This is a genomic window from Azospirillum sp. UENF 111221 (genome assembly GCF_058780625.1).
Map to the genome: position 1 here is coordinate 2,096,573 of NZ_JBSNCH010000005.1, position 15,022 is coordinate 2,111,594.

At 69.6% G+C, this 15,022-nt stretch carries 11 protein-coding genes; 7 read left to right on the forward strand and 4 right to left on the reverse strand.

What is annotated here, in order from left to right:
• The first annotated feature begins 19 nt into the window (after window positions 1-19).
• On the forward strand, window positions 20-850 hold the full coding sequence (gene modD / locus ACWPN3_RS24645; protein ID WP_492239847.1) for a ModD protein: 831 nt from the start codon (window positions 20-22) through the stop codon (window positions 848-850).
• Between the two features lie 318 nt (window positions 851-1,168).
• Here modD and ACWPN3_RS24650 read toward each other — a convergent pair whose 3' ends face one another.
• Window positions 1,169-3,880 (reverse strand): bifunctional acetate--CoA ligase family protein/GNAT family N-acetyltransferase, encoded by a 2,712-nt coding sequence (locus ACWPN3_RS24650; RefSeq protein WP_492239848.1) that lies wholly within the window; start codon window positions 3,878-3,880, stop codon window positions 1,169-1,171.
• A gap of 287 nt (window positions 3,881-4,167) precedes the next feature.
• Here ACWPN3_RS24650 and ACWPN3_RS24655 point away from each other — a divergent pair, with 287 nt between their 5' ends.
• The gene (locus tag ACWPN3_RS24655) at window positions 4,168-5,118 is read left to right on the forward strand and encodes an L-lactate dehydrogenase (RefSeq protein ID WP_492239849.1); all 951 of its coding nucleotides are present in this window, start codon (window positions 4,168-4,170) and stop codon (window positions 5,116-5,118) included.
• Window positions 5,119-5,120: 2 nt separating this feature from the next.
• Here ACWPN3_RS24655 and ACWPN3_RS24660 read toward each other — a convergent pair whose 3' ends face one another.
• Window positions 5,121-6,056 carry a LysR family transcriptional regulator gene (locus ACWPN3_RS24660; protein WP_492239850.1) on the reverse strand — a complete coding sequence of 312 codons (936 nt, stop codon included), beginning with the start codon at window positions 6,054-6,056 and terminating at the stop codon, window positions 5,121-5,123.
• 112 nt (window positions 6,057-6,168) lie between these two features.
• Here ACWPN3_RS24660 and ACWPN3_RS24665 point away from each other — a divergent pair, with 112 nt between their 5' ends.
• The gene (locus ACWPN3_RS24665; protein WP_492261793.1) at window positions 6,169-7,203 is read left to right on the forward strand and encodes an NAD(P)H-binding protein; all 1,035 of its coding nucleotides are present in this window, start codon (window positions 6,169-6,171) and stop codon (window positions 7,201-7,203) included.
• Between the two features lie 26 nt (window positions 7,204-7,229).
• Here ACWPN3_RS24665 and ppa read toward each other — a convergent pair whose 3' ends face one another.
• Window positions 7,230-7,787: an inorganic diphosphatase gene (ppa, locus tag ACWPN3_RS24670; RefSeq protein WP_012975242.1), complete on the reverse strand. Its 558-nt coding sequence runs from the start codon at window positions 7,785-7,787 to the stop codon at window positions 7,230-7,232.
• A 164-nt stretch (window positions 7,788-7,951) separates the two neighbouring features.
• On the opposite strand from ppa, the gene ACWPN3_RS24675 reads away from it, so the two are divergent.
• The 4 genes from ACWPN3_RS24675 to ACWPN3_RS24690 all read left to right on the forward strand — a co-directional run bounded on the left by ACWPN3_RS24675 (window position 7,952) and on the right by ACWPN3_RS24690 (window position 13,202).
• Window positions 7,952-9,781, forward strand: coding sequence for an extracellular solute-binding protein (locus ACWPN3_RS24675; RefSeq protein ID WP_492239852.1), 1,830 nt, complete (start codon window positions 7,952-7,954; stop codon window positions 9,779-9,781).
• Window positions 9,782-9,893: 112 nt separating this feature from the next.
• Window positions 9,894-11,390: an ABC transporter substrate-binding protein gene (locus ACWPN3_RS24680; protein ID WP_492239853.1), complete on the forward strand. Its 1,497-nt coding sequence runs from the start codon at window positions 9,894-9,896 to the stop codon at window positions 11,388-11,390.
• Between the two features lie 37 nt (window positions 11,391-11,427).
• The gene (locus ACWPN3_RS24685; RefSeq protein WP_492239854.1) at window positions 11,428-12,378 is read left to right on the forward strand and encodes an ABC transporter permease; all 951 of its coding nucleotides are present in this window, start codon (window positions 11,428-11,430) and stop codon (window positions 12,376-12,378) included.
• Window positions 12,375-13,202: an ABC transporter permease gene (locus tag ACWPN3_RS24690; protein ID WP_492239855.1), complete on the forward strand. Its 828-nt coding sequence runs from the start codon at window positions 12,375-12,377 to the stop codon at window positions 13,200-13,202. The genes ACWPN3_RS24685 and ACWPN3_RS24690 overlap by 4 nt, the downstream gene beginning before the upstream one ends.
• Window positions 13,203-13,221: 19 nt before the next feature.
• On the opposite strand, the gene ACWPN3_RS24695 is transcribed toward ACWPN3_RS24690, so the two are convergent.
• Window positions 13,222-14,889: a hypothetical protein gene (locus ACWPN3_RS24695; protein WP_109095878.1), complete on the reverse strand. Its 1,668-nt coding sequence runs from the start codon at window positions 14,887-14,889 to the stop codon at window positions 13,222-13,224.
• Window positions 14,890-15,022 lie beyond the last annotated feature (133 nt).

Genomic DNA, 15,022 nt, shown 5'->3' on the forward strand with positions numbered 1-15,022 from the left:
CAACAGGGAAATCCCGCCGATGACGACCATCCTGCCCGACGCCGCCCTCGACGCGCTTCTGGCGCAGGATGTTCCCTACGGCGACCTGACCACCGGCTCGCTCGGCATCGCCGCCCGTCATGCCCGCATGAGCTTCGCCGCCCGCGGCGCCATGGTGCTGGCGGGGACGGAGGAGGCGGCGCGTCTGGTGGAGAGGGCCGGCGGCCGGGTCCTGCGCGTCGAGCCCAGCGGCACCGCCGTCGAGGCCGGAGCGCTCTTCCTCGAGGCGGACGGCCCGGCCGGGGCGCTGCACCATGCCTGGAAGGTGGCGCAGACCCTGGTCGAATACGCCTCCGGCATCGCCACCCGGGCCCGCCGCATCGTCGAGGCGGCTCCCGGCGTGACCGTCGCCTGCACCCGCAAGAACTTCCCCGGTGCCAAGGATCTCAGCGTCAAGGCGGTGCAGGCGGGCGGGGCAGTGATGCACCGGCTGGGCCTGTCGGAAACGCTGCTGGTCTTCCCCGAACACCGCGCCTTCCTGAGCGACTCTCCGGAGGCCTGGATCGCCGCGCTGCGCCGCAAGGCCCCGGAAAAGAAGATCGTGGTGGAGGTCGGGTCGATGGAGGAGGCCGTGGCCTTCGCCCAGGCCGGCGCCGACGTGATCCAGCTGGAAAAGCTGCCGCCCGCCGCCGCCCGCGCGGTGATCGAGGCGACAAGGCACCTGACGCCGCCGCCGGTGGTGGCTCCGGCCGGCGGGGTGACCGAGGCGAACGCCGCCGCCTATGCCGCGGCCGGCTGCCGCCTGCTGATCACCTCGGCCCCCTTCTTCGGCCAGCCCGCCGACGTGAAGGTCGTGCTGGGGCCGGCGTAAAAGCGAAGCCCGCGACGGCAGGTCGCAGTCACCGGAATTCCTGATTTTGCGAGTGAAAGCGCTTCCGCAATACCTATGCGTGCGCCACAGTGGCGGCGCGGACGGGATGGCGGACCGGCCGCCATCCCCGCCGCTTACGAGGAGTGAAGAGGATGTTGCATATCCTCAAGCTCCTGATCCTCCTGCTGGAGATCGTCAAGCGGCTGCTTGACCTCTACCGGTAAGGATCGGGCCGGCGGGCAGGGGATAGCAGCCCCTGCCCGCCAAGCCTGATATTGCCCCATCCGTGCCTGTAGTCAACCGGCGGTATAGAAACCTCTACGCCGCCAGCCCGCCGCCCAGTTCGATGCGGACCTCCACCACGCCGGGCTCGTCCAGGTTCTCCTTGCGGACGAACCCCAGCGCGCGGCACATGTTCAGCATGTTGGTGTTCTCGCGCAGAACCTCGCCATAGACCTCCTTGATGCCGCGCGAGCGGGCGTAATCGAGGATCTTGTTCATCATGATGTAGCCCAGACCCTGGCCCTTCATGTCGGACCGCACCATCACCGCATATTCGGCGCGGCGGTTGTCGGGGTCGGCGGTGATGCGCACCACGCCATACATGATGGTGTCGCCGGTCTGCGGGTCGGGACCGACGGCGATCAGCCCCATCTCGCGGTCGTAGTCGATCTGGGTCAGCCGCGCCGCCGCCTGGTGCGACAGCCGTTTCAGCGGGGCGAAGAAGCGCAGGCGCAGGTCTTCCGCCGTCTGGTTCTCCACCAGATGGTGCACCAGCGGCTCGTCCTCCGGCAGGATCGGGCGGACGAAGAACTGGCGGCCGTCCTTGATGGTGATGCGGTCTTCCAGCGACTTGGGATAGGGGCGGATCGCCAGCCTCGCCGCCCCGGCCAGGGCCGGCACGCCGACCTTGATGCGGGCGTCCAGCGCCGTCACGCCGTCGGCGTCGGCCAGCAGCGGGTTGATGTCCATCTCCGCGATCTCGGGGAAATCGACGACCAGCTGGCTGACCTTGTTCAGCGTCAGCGCCACCGCGTCCAGATCGACCGCCGCGCGTGAGCGGTAGCCCTGGAGCTGGCGGTGGATGCGGGTGCGGCTCATCTGTTCGGCCGCCAGCTTCATGTTCAGCGGCGGCAGGGCCAGCGCGTAATCCTCCACCACCTCGACGCCGATACCGCCCTCGCCGAACAGCAGGACCGGGCCGAACATCTCGTTCTCGGTCATGCCGACGATCAGCTCGTAGGCGTCGGGGCGGACCGCCATCTCCTGCACGGTGAAGCCCTCGATCTTCGCCTCCGGCGCCAGCTCGGCGACGCGGGCCAGCATCGCCTCGGCCTCGGCCTTCACGTCCTCCGGGCTGGTCAGGCCGAGAGCGACGCCGCCGACGTCCGACTTGTGGGTGATGTCGTGCGACAGGATCTTCAGCGCGATCGGCCCGCCGATGACGCGGGCGGCGGCGGCTGCCTCCTCCGGCGTCTGGGCGACGCGGGTGTCGACCACCGGGATGCCGTAGGCGGCCAGCACGCGCTTGGCCTCATACTCGCTCAGCCACTCGCGCTTCTCGGCCATGGCGCGGGAGATCACCTTCTTCACGGTGATCTCGTCGGGCTGGAAATCCTCCGCCACCGACGGCGGGGTCTCCATCAGCAGCTGCTGGCTGCGGCGGTAGCGCACCAGATGCATGAAGGCGCGCACCGCGTCGGACGGGCCGCTGTAGGTCGGGATGCGGGCCTCGGCGAACAGCTTGCGCGCCTCCACCGCCGACTGGTCGCCGATCCAGCTGGTCAGCACCGGATGGCGGCGCGCCTTGTTGGCCTGCACCGTCTCCGCCACCGCCTGGGCGATGGCCTCGCTGTCGGTCAGGGCGGACGGGCAGTGCAGGACCAGCACGGCGTCGTTGCCGGTGTCCTGCATCAGCGCGTTCAGCGCCTCGGCATAGCGCTTGGGCGTGGCGTCGGCGCCGATGCGCAGCGGGTTGCGGAAGGGGGTGCCGCCCGGCTGCCCCCCACCCGGCTGCGGACCCAGCGCCTTGGCCAGCGCCTCCTGCGTCTCATCCGCCATGGCGGCGAGCCGGCCGCCGGCCTGGATCAGCTTGTCGGTGGCCATCACCCCCATGCCGCCGCCGTTGGTCAGGATCGCCAGCCGGTCGCCGGTGATCGGCACCCCGGTGCCCAGCGTGCCGGCGGCGTCGAACAGCTCGGCCAGATCGTTGACCCGCAGCACGCCGGCCCGGCGGAACACCGCGTCATAGACGGCGTCCGACACCGCCAGGGCGCCGGTGTGGCTGGCCGCGGCCTCCTGCGCCTCGTCCGACCGGCCGGCCTTGATGACGATCACCGGCTTCTGGCGCGAGGCGGAGCGGGCGGCCGACATGAATTTGCGGGCCTGGGTGATGCTCTCGATATAGAGCAGGATGGCGCGCACGGTGACGTCGGAGGCCAGATAGTCCAGCAGGTCGCCGAAATCGACGTCGCCGCGGTCGCCCAGCGACACCAGATGCGAGAAGCCGATCCCGCGCGAGGTCGCCCAGTCGGCGACCGAGGTCAGCACCATGGAACTCTGCGCCACCAGCGCCACGTCGCCCTTGCGCGGCGCCACCGGCGCGAAGCTGGAGTTCATGCCGCGGCCGGGCACCATGGCGCCCAGGCTGTTCGGGCCCAGCACCCGCATCAGATAGGGTTTGGCGGTGTCCAGCATCGCCTGGGTCTGGTCGGCCGACATGCCCTTGGTCATGACGATGGCGGCCTTGGTCCCGCGCTTGCCCAGCGCGTCGATGGTCGCCGCCACCGTGTCCGGGGCGGTGCAGATGACGCCCAGGTCCGGGGTGATCGGCAGGCTGTCCACCGTCTTGTAGGTCAGCACCCCTTCCACCGCGCGCTCTGTCGGGTTGACCGGCATCACCGGCCCGTCGAAGCCGGCCTGGAACAGGTTGCGGGCCACCACCGCCCCCACCGTGCCGGGCTTGCGGCTGGCGCCGATCAGGGCGATGGAGGCGGGCTTGAACAGCTTGTCGAGGTTGCGAACGGTCATGACCGGATCCGGGGCTGGGATAAGGCGCCGGCCCCCAGTCTGCCACGGGATGCCGACGGTTTTGATGACGAACAGCGTGGGCCCGGACTTTCATCCCCGCCATTTGCTGCGGCGCAACATTACGGGCTGGTATGACCATTGGGCAAGGGGGCGTTTCGTCGCGCCTATTGAAAACGGGAAAGGAGTGAAAACAAGGGGGAGTTGTCGTGTTGCGCCTTGCGGAGGGGCGCCGACACCCCCCAAGCTGTCGATCGTCCGTACGCCAACTTGCGCAAGGGAGCCTGTTCATGAAGGTCGGAATCGTCGGGGCGGGGTTCGTCGGCAGCACCGCCGCCTTCGCCATGGTGACCACCGGAGCGGCCAGCGAGGTCGTGCTGGTCGACATGAACGAGGCGCTGGCCCAGGCCCAGGCGCAGGACATCGCCCATGCCGTGCCCTTCACCCATGCCGTCACCGTCCGCGCCGGCTCCTACGCCGCGCTGGAGGGGGCGGGGGTGGTCGTGCTGTCGGCCGGCGTCGCCCAGAAGCCGGGCGAAACCCGGCTGGAGCTGCTGGAACGCAACGCCAAGGTGTTCGGCGCCATCATCCCGGAGGTGCTGAAGGCGGCCCCCGACGCCGTGCTGCTGGTCGCCAGCAACCCGGTGGACGTGATGACGCAGATCGCCACCCGCATCAGCGGCCTGCCGCGCAACCGGGTCATCGGCTCCGGCACCGTGCTGGACACCGCGCGCTTCCGCGCCCTGCTGGCCGAACAGCTGGCGGTGACGCCGCGCTCCGTCCACGCCCATGTGGTGGGCGAGCATGGCGACTCGGAGGTTCTGCTGTGGTCGAGCGCCACCGTCGCCGGCCTGCCCGTCGAGCAGGCGGCCGCCCAGCTCCGCCGCAGCCTGACGGCGGACGACCGCGCCGCCATCGACGAGGGCGTGCGCCGCGCCGCCTACCGGATCATCAACGGCAAGGGCCACACCGCCTTCGGCATCGGCGGCGGGCTGGCCCGGCTGGTCGCGGCCATCGGCGCCGACGAACGGATGGTGGCGACCTGCGCCATGCTGACCGACAACGTCTGCGGCGTGCCGCAGATCGTGCTGTCGCTGCCGCGCGTCATCGGTGCCGGCGGCGTGGTGGACACCGTTCTGCCCAACCTGTCGGCGGAGGAGGAGACGGCGCTCCGCCGCAGTGCCGAAATCCTGAAGGAGGCCGCCGACGGCGTCGAACGCCGGATGGGCTGGGCCGGTTGACGCTACCCGGCATGATCCGTCGACACATGATCCCGTAGACCCGCCGCCAGCCCGTCGAAGACGGCGCGGCAGCGGGGGGTGGAGCGCAGATCCTCGTGCATGGCGACCCACATGCCCATCGGCATGTCGAAGGCGTCGGCCAGCAGCCTGACCAGTTCGGGATTGCGCCGCGCCAGCGGGACTTGGCAGATGCCGATGCCGAACCCGGCCTCGATGGCCGACAGCTGGGCCAGATGGCTGTCGGACCGCAGGGCGAAGCGGGGCAGGACGAGGCCCGGCGTCCGCCGCATCATGGAACGGATGTCGGGAGTCTCGCGGTCGAAGCCGATCAGGCTGTGGCGGCCGAGATCCTCCAGACACTGCGGACTGCCGTGGCGGTCGAGATAGTCGCGGTGGGCGTACATGCCGAGCGCGATGACGCCGATCCGCTTCACCAGCAATGCCTGCTGGTCGGGCTCCACCATCCGCACAGCCACATCGGCGTTGCGTTGCAACAGGTCGTCGACGGCGTTCGACAGCACCAGTTCGATCTCCAATGCTGGATGGCGGTCGCGCAGGTCTGCCAGGATCGCCGGCAGGATGCGGGCGCCCACCACCTCGCTGGCGGTGACCCGCACCGTGCCGCGCACCTCCGCCCCGCCACCCGTCGTCCCACTGCCTTTCCCGCCATAGCCCGATGCGGTGCGCCACAGACTGGCCGCCGCCGCGTCCAGCGCCTCCGCCTGCGGTTTCAGCGCCAGCGCCGCGTCGGTGGGGTCCAGCCCGCGTGGCGAGCGCACGAACAGCGGGCCGCCGACCGCCTCCTCCAGCGCCGCGACATGGCGGGCCAGCGTCGGTTGTGTCAACCCCAGGGCGCGCGCCGCCGCCGACAGCGACCCCTCGCGGATCACGGCCAGGAAACTGCGGTAAAGGTCCCAATTGGGCGGCGGATGGCTCATCGATTTCAGTATAGCGGTTAGCCGCAGTTCGACAATTCCGTTCAGCCCGCCCCCAGGTCCATCCTTCTCCATCACCAAGCGGAAGGCGATGGAGGCAGCGATGGCAGGACAGATGACCGGTAAAGGCAGGACCGCTCTGGTCTTGGGGGCGACCGGCGGGATCGGCGGCGAACTGGCGCGGGCACTGGCGGCGCGCGGCTGGACCGTGCGCGGGTTGCGCCGCAAGCCGGCCAAACAAGGGCAGCCACAGCCGGACGGCATCGAATGGGTGGTCGGTGACGCGATGAACGCCGCCGACGTGAGGGCGGCGGCCGAGGGGGCGGCGCTGATCGTCCATGCGGTGAACCCGCCCGGCTACAAGGATTGGGATCGGTTGGTTCTACCCATGGTCGACAACAGCATCGCCGCCGCCGTCGCCAACAATGCCCGCATCCTGCTGCCCGGCACCGTCTACAATTACGGTCCCGACGTCTTCCCGCTGATCCCGGAAACCGCGGCGCAGGCCCCGCTGACCCGCAAGGGCGCCATCCGGGTGGAGATGGAGCGCCGTCTTCATCTTGCGGTGGAACAGGGTGCGCGGCTGTTGATCCTACGCTGCGGCGACTTCTTCGGACCCAGGGCCGCCAACAGCTGGTTCAGCCAGGGCCTGCTGACGCCCGGCAAGCCGCCGACCCGCATCAACCAGCCCGGCCGGCCGGGGGTCGGCCATCAGTGGGCCTATCTGCCCGACGTGGCGGAAACGGCGATGCGCCTGCTCGACCGCGAGGCGGAGCTGGGCGACGACGCGATGTTTCACATGGACGGCCATTGGGATGCCGATGGAAGCCGGATGGTCGCGGCCATCGCGCATGCCCTTGGCAAGCCGGATCTGCCGGTGCGGCGCATGCCCTGGTGGCTGCTGCGGCTGGCCGGCGTGGCGGTGCCGCTGTTCCGCGAACTCGGCGAGATGCGCTATCTCTGGCAACGTCCGGTGCGGCTGGACAACCGGCGCCTGCTGGCCTTCCTGGGCGGGGAACCGCACACGCCCCTGGACCTCGCGGTGCGCCGGACCCTCGAAGGGCTGGGGCATCTCCCCGCTCAGCCGGCGGCTATGCCGGAGACGGGGAGACGCATACCCGACCTTGCGACCTCAAGCCGACAAGGCTGAGGCCGCAAGGTTCAAACCATCAACCCTCAGACCACCGGGCCCGGGTTGCCCTTGTTGGCTTCCAGGGCGCGGGCGAGGCCTTCCTCGATCTTCTTGGCGGCCTCTTCGGCGTTGCCCCAGCCGCGGACCTTCACCCACTTGTTCTTCTCGAGATCCTTGTAGTGCTCGAAGAAGTGGGCGATCTGCTCGGTCACGATGGCCGGCAGGTCGGTGTAGTTCTTCACGTCGGTGTAGAACGGGTGCAGCTTGTCGACCGGAACGGCCAGCAGCTTCTCGTCCTCGCCGGCCTCGTCCTCCATGTACAGGACGCCGATGGGACGCGAGCGCAGGACCGCGCCCGGGACGACGCCGTGCTGGCCGACGACGCAGACGTCGACCGGGTCGCCGTCACCCGACAGGGTGTGCGGGATGAAGCCGTAGTTGCAGGGATAGAACATCGCGGTGTGCAGGAAGCGGTCGACGAACACTGCGCCCGAGTCCTTGTCGACCTCGTACTTCACCGGCTGGCCGCCGATCGGAATCTCGATGACGACGTTGACGTCCCAGGGCACGTTCTTGCCCGCGGCGAGCTTGCTCAGATCCATGTATCGCGTTCCTTCGACTGGCGTATTCAGGGCACGTTCTTGTTTTGGCGCCGATGCCCGGTCCGGCGCCACGCGGGGCGGGAGTTTAGGCGGAACGCACCCTGAGTCCAAGGAACTTGCGCGGGCTCTTGCGCAGGTGCGGCAAAGCGGCAACCCTGCCGGTCATGCCCCGTCCGATCCTTCTTTTTTTCACCCTTCTGGCCCTGCTGTCGCCCTATCCGGGTCTGGCCGGCCAGCCCAGTCACGGCATCGCCATGCATGGCGATCTGGCCTTGCCGGCGGACTTCACCGCCCTTCCCTACGTCAACCCGGCCGCACCCAAGGGCGGGACCATCCGGCAGGCGGTGACCGGCAGCTTCGACAGCCTGCACCCGCACATCGTCAAGGGCGTGCCGGCGCTGGGCATGGGCTACGTCTTCGAGACGCTGCTGACGCGCTCGTGGGACGAGCCCTTCTCGCTCTACGGGCTGCTGGCCGACCGGGTCGAGGTGGAGGACGATCGCTCCGCCGTCACCTTCCACATCGACCCGAAGGCGCGCTGGCAGGACGGCACGCCGCTGACCGCCGCCGACGTGCTGTTCTCGCTGGAGGCGCAACGGCGGGACGGCACCCCCAACCGCCGCCTGTTCTACGCCAAGGTCACGGCGGCCGAGGCGCCCGACCCCCAGACCGTCCGCTTCGCCTTCGCCGCCAACCCCGACGGAACCATCGACCGCGAGATGCCCTTGCTGATGGGGCTGATGCCGATCCATTCCAAGGCCTTCTGGGCGGGGCGCGATTTCAGCCGCACGACCTTGGAGCCGATCCTGGGCAGCGGCCCCTACCGCGTCGCGTCGGTCGATCCCGGCCGCCGCATCGTCTATGAGCGGGTGCGCGATTATTGGGGCCGCGACCGGCCGGTGCGGGTCGGGCAGTTCAACGCCGACCGGCTGGAGTTCGACTATTACCGCGACGATTCGGTGGCGCTGGAAGCCTTCAAGGCCGGGCAGGGAGACGTTCGTTACGAAAGCGATCCGGCCAAATGGGCCACCGGCTACGACGGTCCCGCCCTGCGTGACGGCCGCATCGTCCGGGAGGAACTGCCCAACCACCGCCCCGAACCGGCGCGCGGCCTGATCTTCAACACCCGCCGTCCCCTGTTCGCCGATGTCCGGGTCCGCCGGGCGCTGGGGATGGCGCCGGATTTCGACTGGATCGGCCGCAGCCTGTTCCACGGCCTGCTGACCCGCACCGCCAGCTACTATCCCAATTCCGAGCTTGCCGCCCGGGGCCTGCCGGAGGGGGAGGAGTTGCAGGCGCTGGCGCCCTTCCGCGACCGCCTGCCGCCCGATCTCTTCACCAAGCCCGTCACCCTGCCGGAAGCCGGCAACGGTAGCGGCAACGCCAGCGGCAAAGGTAGTGGCAACGGGCCGGGCGGCCTGCGCGCCAACCGGCGCGAGGCGCTGCGGTTGCTGGAGCTGGCCGGCTGGCGGGTGCGCGACGGCCGGCTGACCGACGATGCGGGAAATCCTTTCGCTTTCGAAATCCTCCTGTCCGATCCGTCGGAGGAGCGGGTGGCGCTGGAATTCGCCCGCTCGCTGGAGCCGCTGGGGATCGCGGCCCGCGTCCGTACGGTGGACAGCGCCCAGTTCCAGGCCCGGCTGGAGCGTTTCGAGTTCGACATGACCATGCGCTGGTGGGCGTCCAGCCTGTCGCCGGGCAACGAGCAGCTCTATTATTACGGATCCGATGCGGCCGGGCAGGAGGGTAGCCGCAACCTTGCCGGCATCCGCGACCCGGTGGTCGATGCGCTGGCCCGTTCCATCGCCGCCGCCACCACGAGGGAATCCCTGGTCGGCCGGGTGCGGGCGCTCGACCGGGTTCTGCTGTGGGGGCATTACATGGTTCCGCTCTATCACAGCCCGGTCGACCGCATCGCCCGCTGGGCGACCCTGCACCGCCCCGCCATCACCCCGCTCTATGGCCCGATGATTGAAAGCTGGTGGGTGGAATAGCGGAAGAGACAATGAAAACGGCTGGCGGCTTCCCTTGCGCTCTCCCTCGCCGCACCGCATCATCGCGGCAAAGACAACGTCGGTAACGACGAGACGGGGGAGTTTGCCAACCATGCCGACCGCCAAGCAGCGCGTCACCCTTGCCGCTTTCGCCGCCATGATGGCGCTGGCCGCCGCATCGCAGGCGGCGCTGGCCCAGCCGCGCACCGACCTCGTCGTCGGCATGGCGCTGGAGCCGCCGCATCTGGACCCGACCGCCGGTGCGGCCGGGGCGATCAAGGAGGTCACCTACGCCAACCTGTTCGAGCCGCTGCTGCGCGTCGATGCCGACGGCAAGCTGGTGCCCGGACTGGCGGAGCGCTGGAGCGTGTCGGAAGACGGGCTGACCTACCGCTTCACCCTGCGTCCCAACGCCAAGTTCCACGACGGCACGACCGCCGATTCCGCCGACGTGAAGTTCACGCTCGACCGTGCCCGCGCCGCCGAGTCGGTCAACGCGCAGAAGGCCTATTTCGCCCCCATCGCCAAGGTGGAGACGCCGGACCCGCAGACGGCGGTCGTCACCCTGTCGCGCCCCGACGGCCTGTTCCTGTTCCACATGGCGAGCGGCGACGCCGCCATCGTCGCCCCGGAATCGGCGGCGACCAACAAGCAGAAGCCCGTCGGCACCGGCCCCTTCAAGTTCGACCGCTGGGTCGCCGGCGACCGCGTCGTGCTGGTGCGCAACCCCGACTATGACGGGGCGAAGCCGAAGATCGACCGCGTCACCTTCCGCTTCATCAGCGACCCGGCCGCCCAGGTGGCGGCGCTGAAGGCCGGCGACATCGACGCCTTCACCCTGTTCAGCACCTATGAAGCCCTGCCGGAATTCCGCAACGACCCGGCCTTCACGGTCATGGTCGGCTCGACGGAGGGCGAGACGCTGCTGTCGACCAACAACGCCCGCAAGCCCTTCGACGATGTCCGCGTCCGCCGCGCCATGGCCCATGCCATCGACCGCCAGACGCTGATCGAGGGCGTGCTCTATGGCAACGGCGTCGCCATCGGCAGCCATTTCCCGCCGCACCGCGAAGGCTATGTCGATTTGACCGGGATGTATCCCTACGACCCGGCCAAGGCGAAGGCGCTGCTGGCCGAGGCGGGCTATCCGAACGGCTTCGACACCACGCTGCGCCTGCCGCCGCCGCCCTATGCGCGCCGCGGCGGCGAGCTGGTCGCCGCCATGCTGGCCGAAGTCGGCATCCGGGCGAAGATCGAGCCGGTGGAGTGGGCGGCCTGGCTGGAAAAGACGTTCAAGGGCAAGGATTACGACCTGACCATGATCGCCCACACCGAGCCGCTGGACATCGACATCTACGCCCGGCCCGACTACTACTTCAATTACAAGAGCGAGCGTTTCAACGCCCTGAACGACGAGCTGAATCGCACCCAGGACCCGGGCCGGCGCAACGCCCTCTACGGCGAGCAGCAGAAGGTCCTGGCGGAGGATGCGGTCAACGGCTTCCTCTTCATGCTGCCGTCGGTGACGGTGCAGAAGGCCGGCCTGACCGGCATGTGGGTGAACCGCCCGGTCCAGGCCAACGACGTCACCGGCGTGTCCTGGAAATAACGCAAGGCAAGTAAGGCCAAGGTAAGGATAGACCCGCGTGCTTGCGTTCCTGCTGCGACGGCTGGCCAGCCTGATCGTCACCGTCTGGCTGGCCAGCATCGTGGTCTTCACGGTGCTGCAACTGGTTCCCGGCGACCCGGCGCTGCTGATGCTGGGCGTCAATGCCCAGCCCGACACGCTGGCCGCGCTGCGCAGCCAGATGGGGCTCGACCAGCCCATCCTTACCCGCTACCTGCACTGGGCCGGCGGGCTGGCGCGCGGCGACCTCGGCGTCAGCCTGACCTATGCCCGCCCGGTGGCCGATCTGGTGGCGGAGCGGCTGGCGGTCACCCTGCCGCTGTCGCTGCTGTCGCTGGTCCTCAGCACAATGCTGGCCCTGCCGCTCGGGCTGCTGGCGGCGGCGCGGCGGGGCAGGGGGAGCGACTGGGCGGTGCTGGGCTTCGCGCAGCTCGGCGTGTCGATGCCCAGCTTCTGGATCGCCATCCTGTTGATCCTGCTGTTCTCGCTGACCCTGCACTGGTTTCCGGCCGGCGGCTTTCCCGGCTGGAGCGGCGGCGTCGGCCCGGCGCTGCACGCCCTGCTGCTGCCGGCATTGGCGCTGGCGGTGCCGGAGGCCGCCATCCTCGCCCGCGTCACCCGCACCGCCGTGCTCGACACGCTGGGCGAGGACCATATCCGCACCGCCCGCGCCAAGGGGGTGGGCCGCATGGCCGTCCTGCTGCGCCATGCCCTGCCCAACGCCCTGATCCCGGTGGCGACGGTGCTGGGATTGCAGATTTCCTTCCTGGTGGCCGGTGCCGTGGTGGTGGAGAATGTCTTCACCCTGCCGGGGCTGGGCCGGCTGCTCTATCAGGCCATCGGCCAGCGCGACCTGATCGTGGTGCAGGGGGTGGTCGTGCTGCTGGCGCTGTTCGTCGTGCTGGTGAACGCCCTGGTCGACATCGCCTGCGCGCTGGCCGACCCGCGCCCGAAAGGGGGGGCGTCATGAGGCGCCGCCTTCCGCTCTCCCTCCATCTCGGCGCCGGGCTGACCCTGCTGCTGGTCGCCATCGCGCTTCTGTCGCTGCTGTGGACGCCCTACCCGGCGGAGCAGGTGCGGGTGGTCGCCCGGCTGAAGCCGCCCACCGCCGCCCATTGGCTCGGCACCGACCATTTCGGGCGCGACGTGCTGTCGATGATCATGGTCGGCGCCCGCAACTCGCTGGCCGTCGGCGCCGCCGCGGTCGGGCTGGGGCTGCTGGCCGGGGTGCCGCTGGGGCTGTTGGCCGCCGCGCTGGGACGTTGGGGGGACGAGGTTGTGGCGCGGCTGGGCGATCTGGTCTTCGCCTTTCCCGCCGTGCTGACGGCGATCCTGCTGACCGCCGCCCTGGGCGCCGGGGCGGTCAACGTCGTCGTGGCGCTGGCGCTGTTCAACGCCGCGGTGCTGGCCCGCGTCACCCGCGGCGCCGCGCTGGCGGTGTGGCGGCGGCCCTTCGTCGGGGCGGCGCTGGCGCTGGGGCGGGGACCGCTGTCGGTGACGCTGGTGCATGTGCTGCCCAACATCGCCGGCATCGTCGTGGTCCAGGCCACCGTCCTGTTCGCCGTCGCCATCGTCAACGAGGCGGCGCTGAGCTATCTCGGCCTCGGCATCCAGCCGCCCAGTCCCAGCTGGGGCAAGATGCTGGGCGATGCCCAGACCCACCTGTTCACCGCCCCGTTGCAGGCGGTGTTTCCCGGCGTCGCGATTGCGCTGAGTGTCATGGGGCTGACGATGCTGGGCGACGGCTTGCGCGACTGGCTCGACCCGCGGCACCGGTCTTCGGGAGTGATGTGAGCCGGGCTGATATGACCCCTCACCCCGCCTGCCGCGTCCGCTCCGACAGTTCGATCAGGTCCATCAGCTCGTTGCTCTTCCAATAGCGCGACTTGCCCACCTCGGTGCGCGCCGTGGCGACGAGGTCGTCGATGATCGCCTGCTCGTCGTCGCCAAGCGCGCCGCCGCGCTCCAGACGGTGCGACAGCAGGCGGGTCATGTTGTGGCTGAAGGTGGGAATCCAGGCGCTGACCCGCTGGCCGAACACGCCGGCGATGGCGTTGATGCGCAGGAGATGCTCCATCCGCTCGTCGAGCGGGTCGGTTTCCTCGAACTTCATCGCCTTCTCGACGTTGGCGCGCAGCTCCTCCAGCAGGGTTTCGCGCCACTTCACCAGATCGTAGGTCTCGAAGCCGAAGTCGCGCGACATCGCCTGCCAGCGCCACAGCAGCCGGTCGAGCCAGACGATGTCGGCATGGTCGATCACCGGCTGGCGCCGGGCGGCGGCGGCCTGGGCGGAGCGTTCCATCGCCACCGCGGCGACGCGGCTGCCGATGATCTTCGCCGCCTGGGTCCAGGCGTTGCGGAAGGCCGGCTCGCTGCGCCGATCCTCCATCAGCCCGGCCGAGGTCGCGGCGTGGACCAGCTGGTCCAGCCGCTGCACCAGCGCCTCCAGCCGCGCCTTTTCCTTGGCGCTGGGCCGGATGGCGGAGCCGGGGACCCGCTCGTTCAGCTTCAGGACGACGCTCAGCGCCGCGGTCAGCGCGCGGGTGACGCCGATGAAATGGCCGGTCAGCGCCGCGGTCATGGCGTCGCCGCGGCCGGGATCGACGCCGCTCTGCCGGATATAGAGCGCCGCCACCGGATAGTTGCGCTTCACCGACAGCACCGACAGCGGCAGCATGGCCGCCAGATCGTCGCCGCAGCGGTCGCGCAGCGATTCGGTGGCGTCCAGCAGCAGGTCGGCCAGCCGGTTCGCCTCCGTCTCGCCGCTGCAACTGGCGGGGAAATCCTCCAGCCGGTCGGCAACCGGCTTCACCGGCCCCTCGGCGTTGGTCAGGATCAGATGCATCAGCCGCAGCGTGGCGAGGTCGATGTGCGGCGTCTTTTCCAGGAAGCCCGACATCAGGCGGGTGCGGCGCGGCCGGTTGCGCGACATGCCGGCCAGCAGCTCGTCCACCGCCTTCTTGTTCGCCAGCACGGCGTCGAGATGCTTCACCGACGCGACGCGCATCCGCTCCTTCATCACCATGGCGACGGGGGAGCGCAGGATGCGGTCGATCACGTCGCCGCGCGCCATCTCGTCCAGCGTTTCCTGTGCCTCGACCGCCAGCAGGGGGAAGGCGTCGCGGCTCAGCGCCTCCCACAGGGCGCCGACATCGACCCGTTGCAGCATGCCGGGAACCGAGACGCCGGAGTGGTACAGCACGTCGTCGTCGATCAGGAAGGCTTCGAACAGGTTGGTGAACAGGCGGCGGGCGCGGTTGGTGCGCTGGCGGTTCAGATACTCGATGACATATTGGCGGACGAGCTGGACCCGGTCGGTCGGCTCGCTGTCCATGCCTTCGATCTCGCTCAGCAGGCTGTAGACGAGGCTGGCCGGCAGCCGCGTCACCAGGGCGTCGATCTTCTGGCGCAACTCGTCCTGGCGCAGTTCGTCTGGGTGCAGCTCGTCCGGGCGGAGGTCGCCGGTCAAATCGTCGCTCATGCGCGGGCCGCCACGCGATGTTGAAGGCGTCGGCGGGCGCAGGCGCTCCGCCGCGCGTCATTTAGGACGCAAACTGTAAATTTTTATGTAATGAACCGGGCGCGCCTTCCCCGGCCGGATGGGACCGGACGGG